We start from the raw sequence: 6,156 nt of genomic DNA, 5'->3' as shown, positions 1-6,156 counted from the left end.
ACGTGATCGGTCGGCCGACCGTCTTCACGATCACGCGGGTGCTCCTGGAGACGGCTTCACCGAGTTGAGCGCCCGCGTCGCCGAGAAGCGTCCCGGCTAGGAACGCACAGGAGTCGAGCAGACCCTGGCACTCATGCATCTCGCTGCTCGTGGCCAACTTCCTGCACAGAGGGTGCTCCAGCACGTCGCGTGCGGCGTAGCCGTCGGCTGCCTCGATCGCCCCGCGGTACAGGCTTGCGACGATCTGTCGCGCGGCCGGGGCCTTCGGCGACTCGACCAGATCGAGCACGACAAGCCCCAGCCTCGTGTGGAACGAGACCAGCCCCTCGGGGTTCGGCAGGCTGAGGTAGGTGGTCGTGAGGTTCTGCAGGGGGCGCCAACATGGCTGGCCCGCAACGCGAAGGCACAGGACGCTCAGGGTGTCGGTGACGGCGGCTTCCCACGCCTCGCCGGGCATCGTGCGCGTCAGGAGGGAGTTGGCCTGCGCGGTGTCCGCGCTCGCGAGGGCCGCGACGACCGCGACCTGCCGCCCGTCGAGCATCCGCTGGGCGAGCCCGCGGTGCTGCTGGATATGGGACAGCGCCTCGCGCCAGCGGCCGGCGTGGGTGAGGGCACGGGTTCCGTCAGCGAGCAGGACCGTCCACAGCCACCTACGGACGTCCCGGCGGGCCTCGCCCGTGGCCACGAGGTCGTGCGGGACGGTGACGCCCTCGATCGTCGTGGCCCTGCCCGCGGAGACGGCGTCGAAGAGGTTCTGCAGCTCTTGGTGCCCGACGGGACCGCGTCCGTCGCGGAGTTGAAGCCGAACGAGGTTGACCACGGGCTCCAGGGCGCGGACGGAGTCCGCAGCGGAGAGCGGAGCGGCGTGCAGGTAGGCGATGGCGTGCTGCCGGCACATGGTGCGGGCCGTGTCCGCGTCGCCGACGTCGGACGCGACGAGCGCCGCCTGGTTGCAGACGGTGGATGCCACACCAAGGTCTCTGCGCGACTGCGCCATGTCGGCCAGGTCGACCAGGGCCTTGACACGTCGGTCAAGGGGGAGGCCAGCTGGGCGCGGGCGGGCGACGAGCGGGAAGCGCTGGGCGGTGTCGTCAGGGAGATTCCACACGGTCCTCGGCCCTCCTCTCGGCAGGGTCGAGCCCGAAGATCACGGTCTTCAGCGCGGTCGTGAGGGCGACCTGTGTGGCGTAGGGCAGGCCGATCCGGTTCCAGGCGAAGATCACATGGTGGGCCAGGACGTCCCGCAGCCCCCGGTGGAGGTGTCCGGCCTCGTTGAGGCGGGCCAGCTCGGCGCCCGCTGCGAGGTAGGCGCGGGCCCAGTCGGCTGCGTGGGCCAGCGGCCCGTTCGGCTGGAGCGCGTACTGGGGGTCGACGGTGACTAACCGGCGGACTGCGGCGTGCAGTTGGCCAGGCTCTCGCGGTGCGGTGTCCGGCTCTTGTCGTCGGTGGGCGGCGACGCGTGCCCAGACGTCGCCTTGCTCGTACCAGTCCAGGTGGGCGGCGCGCATCATGAGGCTGCACAGCATGAGCGAGGTCTCGCGCCGGTGCTTGGCGGCGTCGGTCCGCAGGAAGTTGAAGAGACCGCGGCTGTCGTGGTGAAACAGGCGGTGGGCCGAAGCCATGGCTTCGTCGCCGCCGAAGGCGTGAGACTCGGGCTCGTAGATGATCTCGGTCCATGCCTTGATGCAGCCCTCGGCGATCAGCTGGTCGAGGCCGCCTGTGATGTGCTCCTGTCCGCCGGGGCCGGGCAGGTAGCGGATGCGCCAGCACGGGTGTTTGCGGACGATGAACCAGGCACGCAGGGCGCCTTGGTCTTCTGCGGTCAGCAGGAGCGGGGCGAGGCGGGTCAGTGCGGTGGTCTCGGCGCGTTCCCAGTCAGGGAAGGCGACGTTGGCCTGGCACCAGGTGGGTGGATTCATGAAGTGGTCCTTCGTGGGGTTCACGCCAGGGCGAGGAAGGTGTCCCAGTGCGGGGCAGGAGCGCGGCCGATGCCGAAGGTGTGCAAGGCGAGGGCCGCGCCGGCGGTCCCATCCAGAACTTCCGGCGGATGGTCTTTCTGGTGGAGTGCGCTGATCAGCCGGTCGGCCAGGCGCCGCAGTTCGGCGGTGATCTGCGGGTTGCCGGTGTCCGTGCCCATCCGCCAGGCCGCGTGCAGTAGCCCGGCCATGCCGTGGCACAACCCGATGTCGGGGAGCTGCTCCTGTTGGAGGGGATCACGTAACGCGGAGAGGATCGCGGACTCGGCGGTTCGTACCCGTCCCTGGTCGCCGAGGGCGAGCCCGGCGAGCTGCTGGGCACGGGCGGTGCCGCTGGCCCCGTAGCACCAAGAGGGGCGGGGCCGCAGGTCCTGGTGGATGTGCTGCTCGGACGCCTGCTCCCGGGTGATCTGCCCCGGCCACCAGGGCGAGGCTTCATCACCATGGCGCCAGTGGTCCATCCAGGCGCAGATCCGCTCGATCGCCGTGGCAAGGCCCGGCGTGGTCGAGCCGCGCAGCGCTGCCTGGGACAGGACGGCCAGGACTGCTCCGATCCCGTGGGCGAGTCCGAAGTTCCCGTGCCCGCCTGGGTAGTCGGGGTGGGGTGCCCCCGTGGGGCCCACCTCCATCCACCACGGCGGCAGCCCCGCGCCGCCAGGCAGCGGCTCGGTGAGGCGGACGAGGTAGGCGAGCACGTCATGCGCGATCTCGTGCTCCGGGTGCCGGCTCAGGTGGTGCGCACCGATGCCGGCCAGCCCCTGTATCAGGTCGAACTCCTCCATGGGCGGATACACCCCACGATCGATGCGGCGACGTGCTGCGGCCAGCCGCCTCTCGGTGACCGTGGCGGTCGCAGAATCCAGACGCTCAAGAAGGCGCGCATAGCGGCTCGATGCGCTCGCAGCGCGGTGCACGACGAAAGCGAGCGCGGGGGCCCCGAAGAACAGGTTGGCGTTCGCGGCGGCGCTGATCTCCCCGGCGAGGGCCGCCCTCAACCAGGCGTCCGCAGTGCTCCAGTCGCCGCGCCCGGTGCGGGCGCGTTCGATGTGCAGCAGCGCGATGCCCGAAGCGCCGCCCGCGAGCGACTGGGGCCAGGCCCGCCCGTCCTCCGGGAGATCGCTCGGCAATACGGTGTGCGGGTCGGCCAGGGCCTCAGCCAACCTGTCGGCGGTCGACAGCGCGGTGGGGGCGGGAGCATTCGTGATCACGCGCGTCTCCTTCCTCGTGCGCTCCAGCTCAAGGCGGCAGCTCTTGCCAGGTGAAGGTGGGTGCCCTCCTCGGGCAGGCCGGGACCGCGCATCCGTACGTGGTGCAGGTGCAGCAGGTCCGGCAGGACGTCACCGGGGTCGAGCACCGAACTGGCCAGCGCTTGGCGGTAGTCGGCGAGCGCCGCCCGCCGCGCGCTCCAGTCCGCGGCGATCTGCTGGTCCAGGCCCGTGCCCGGGGTGGTCACCAGGTCGATGGCCTGGCGGTACACGGCGCGGGGCGGGGCGTTCGGGCTGGTGCGGGTGTGCTCGACGAGCCAGCGCATCGCCTCGGCCCGGTCGCCGAGCAGGCCGATGGCGATGTCGACCATGCTCGCGGCGGTCATCGCACGGGCGTCGGGAGCATCCTTCGACGCTTGGGCGGCGAGCTGGGCCGTGGCGGCGGCGGAGTCGGTGGCGAAGTACCGTTCGGCAGCGCCGATCGCCGTGGAGCCGCCGAACCGGGCGGTCTCCGGGTGGTACGTCTCCACGCCGGCATGGGTGATCAGGCCATGGTGGCGCAGGTGCTGGGTCCACTCGGCGACGCGCTCGAACGCGGCCCCGACGGTTGCGGGCGGGCAGACAAGACGCAGACGAAGGTGATCGCCGGGCTCGTGGTACCGGATGAACCACCAGTCAGGGTCTCCGAGTTCGCCCAGCAGGTCGGGAAGGTGGCGGAGCAGGATCGCATCCTGGCGGTCACGGTGCCCGTGGAGCTGAACATAGAGCTGTCCGTCGCTGCCTGGTGGGCGGCTGTGCCGGCGGGCAACGGCCGGACTCACCATCCGCACGGGGGCCACGTCCTGGTTGCTGACGAGCGGAATCACGACCTCGTGCGCGCGCCCGCCGCTCCAGCCCAGGTCCTCCGGGTGCGGCGCGGTACGCAGGGTGACGCGGTCGTCGCGCTCGACATGGGCGCGCAGCAGCGCACGGTGCGAAGGCTCGGCCAGATCCAAGGCCAGGGTCTGATCCGCTTCGCTGAGATACACATGCTCGGGCAGCGCTACTTCGTGCCGCCAGCAGGTCAACGCCTGATCCCACTGCGGCCACGGGACCGAAGGCTCGGGGAGGTCGTTTCGGGTGAGGAGCCAGCGGGCCGGGGACAAGACCGTGCGCCGGTAGCGCAGCGCAGGCAGGAACGGCAGATTGGAGGCCGCAGTGCCCCACATAAAGCCCGTGCAGGGGACGGCCAGAGCGGCTGGCGCCTCGGCGAGGAACCGGGTCAGCGGGTGGGAGTGGTGGCCCAGGTCCACGGCGCTGAGCAGCAGCGTGTGCACCGGGCACTCGCGGGACAGCGAGACGAGGTGCAGCTGCGTTGCGTCGGCGGTGATGGCCAGGTCCGTCACCGGGACGACGTCGGTGTCCGGGTCCTGGTAGTCGCCGAGCGTGATCACCGCATCGGTGACTTGGGGGGCGCGCGCCACGTTCTCGGCTCGCCGGGACAGTGGGGTCGCGCTGATCTGCGCGACGAGCGCGCCTTGGTGGATCCCGGGCAGCGTGGCGTACACCGTGCTCATCCGTTGCTGGTCCGCCGTGGGCAGCATGTTCAGGAAACGGCCGGTGGTCGATCCGGCCGACCGCGACACTCCGGTCACGTGCAGGGTGAAGTCGCCGTGCTGGAGCGTGCTTACGCTCTCGGCGCCGATCCGTGCGGTCAGCTCGGTATTCGGCTGGACCGGGTGCGACGCGTCAACGGTGGCAAGCTCCTCCACGACGGCGTCGTCGAGCACGACTTCGAGCTGGCGTTGAAGGGCGGCGGTGTGGGCGAGCTTGATGAGGCGGCCGTCACGGTCCGGAAGAGGCGCCGGCGCCGGCGCGGTGGCGGCTCCGAGGAAGCCGGGCGGGTATCCGAGCGTGTCGATGGCATCGAGCACCGGGACGACGGCCCGCGGCCCGTACCGTTCCAGGAAGCGGCCATGCCATTCCGCCCAGCCGCTGAGTGCCGACCTGGGCGCGAGACGAATCAGCGCCCTAGCTGCCGCTGCCGCTTCGCGCGCCACCTGCTCGGGAACGGTCAATTCCCAGTCCAAGTGGAGATCGAGCGCGGATCGGGGAGCCTCGTGGATCGTGGCCGCGTCCGCAGGCGGCAGGTGACGTGCACAGTGGTTCAGGGCGCTGAGCGGGTCGGTGGAGGTCATCGGTGCGCGGAGACTGGTGACCAGCACGCTCTGCTTGACCAGACCCCCGAGCAGCTTCTCGATCGCGGCAGGTGGGGCGGTGGGGAAGCTGGTGGCGAGCTTCGCCGCGAGGTCGGTCCACAGGATCGGGGTGCGGGCCCCGGCCAGAGCCTCACGCACCGGCGCGGTCACGCGCACCTGAACGTGCTCGTGCCCGGCGGCCTGCTGGTTGCTGGGGCGGTGCTCGACCACGACATGCCCGTCGCGCTCGACGGCGAGCGACGAGGTCACGAGCAGCAGATGGGGACGCAGCACGGGGTGCTGCTCGAAGCGGTCGATCAGCGCCCTGGCCTGCGCGGCATCCGCCCTACGTGCGACGTGCTGCCCGGTCCCCACCCGGAGTACGGGCGTCACGCCTATTCGGGCCGGCGCGACCCCGGCGAACAGGCCGAAGGGTGTCGCTCTGCTCCGAGCGCGCAGTAAGTACCGCAGGACGCCGAGCACCGTGCGCTGCAGTGCCTTCTGCGAATGCGGCTGACCGGCACAGACCTGCTGCACCCGGGCAGCAAGGTCGGGGCTCGCTGCTGACACGGCGGCAGCGAACTCAGTGTGCTGCCAGATCTGTTGGAGCCAGCCCCGGTGTGACGCTACGTCCACGGGGTTGCTGGTGAGGTCCGGCCACATGACTGCTTGGTCGGGTTGCCAGGCAGCCGCCCGGATCAGCGCTGCATCGACGTGGCGATACATGGTTCCCCTCCTGTGGCCGGGGTGCCCGGCCGCCCCGAGAAGTTGGAGCGGCCGGGCACTACGGGTACGCGG

The 6,156-nt window shown here is 71.0% G+C and carries 4 protein-coding genes; all 4 read right to left on the bottom strand.

The window, feature by feature from the left end:
- A partial coding sequence (locus tag QIT00_RS25720; protein WP_282537768.1) for a hypothetical protein occupies positions 1 to 1,108 on the bottom strand: 1,108 nt, incomplete at its 3' end.
- Positions 1,092 to 1,919: a thiopeptide-type bacteriocin biosynthesis protein gene (locus QIT00_RS25715; RefSeq protein ID WP_282537767.1), complete on the bottom strand. Its 828-nt coding sequence runs from the start codon at positions 1,917 to 1,919 to the stop codon at positions 1,092 to 1,094. The genes QIT00_RS25715 and QIT00_RS25720, both read right to left, overlap by 17 nt.
- Positions 1,920 to 1,939: 20 nt before the next feature.
- Positions 1,940 to 3,184: a lanthionine synthetase C family protein gene (locus QIT00_RS25710; protein WP_282537766.1), complete on the bottom strand. Its 1,245-nt coding sequence runs from the start codon at positions 3,182 to 3,184 to the stop codon at positions 1,940 to 1,942.
- Positions 3,181 to 6,084 carry a lantibiotic dehydratase gene (locus QIT00_RS25705; RefSeq protein ID WP_282537765.1) on the bottom strand — a complete coding sequence of 968 codons (2,904 nt, stop codon included), beginning with the start codon at positions 6,082 to 6,084 and terminating at the stop codon, positions 3,181 to 3,183. Before QIT00_RS25705 ends, QIT00_RS25710 begins: the two co-directional genes overlap by 4 nt.
- Positions 6,085 to 6,156: the final 72 nt, after the last annotated feature.

The sequence above is a fragment of the Streptomyces luteolus genome (genome assembly GCF_029968015.1).
Lineage (GTDB): Bacteria > Actinomycetota > Actinomycetes > Streptomycetales > Streptomycetaceae > Streptomyces > Streptomyces luteolus.
The sequence above is the reverse complement of the archived record's forward strand: the minus strand, read 5'-3'. Positions and strand labels throughout refer to the sequence as shown.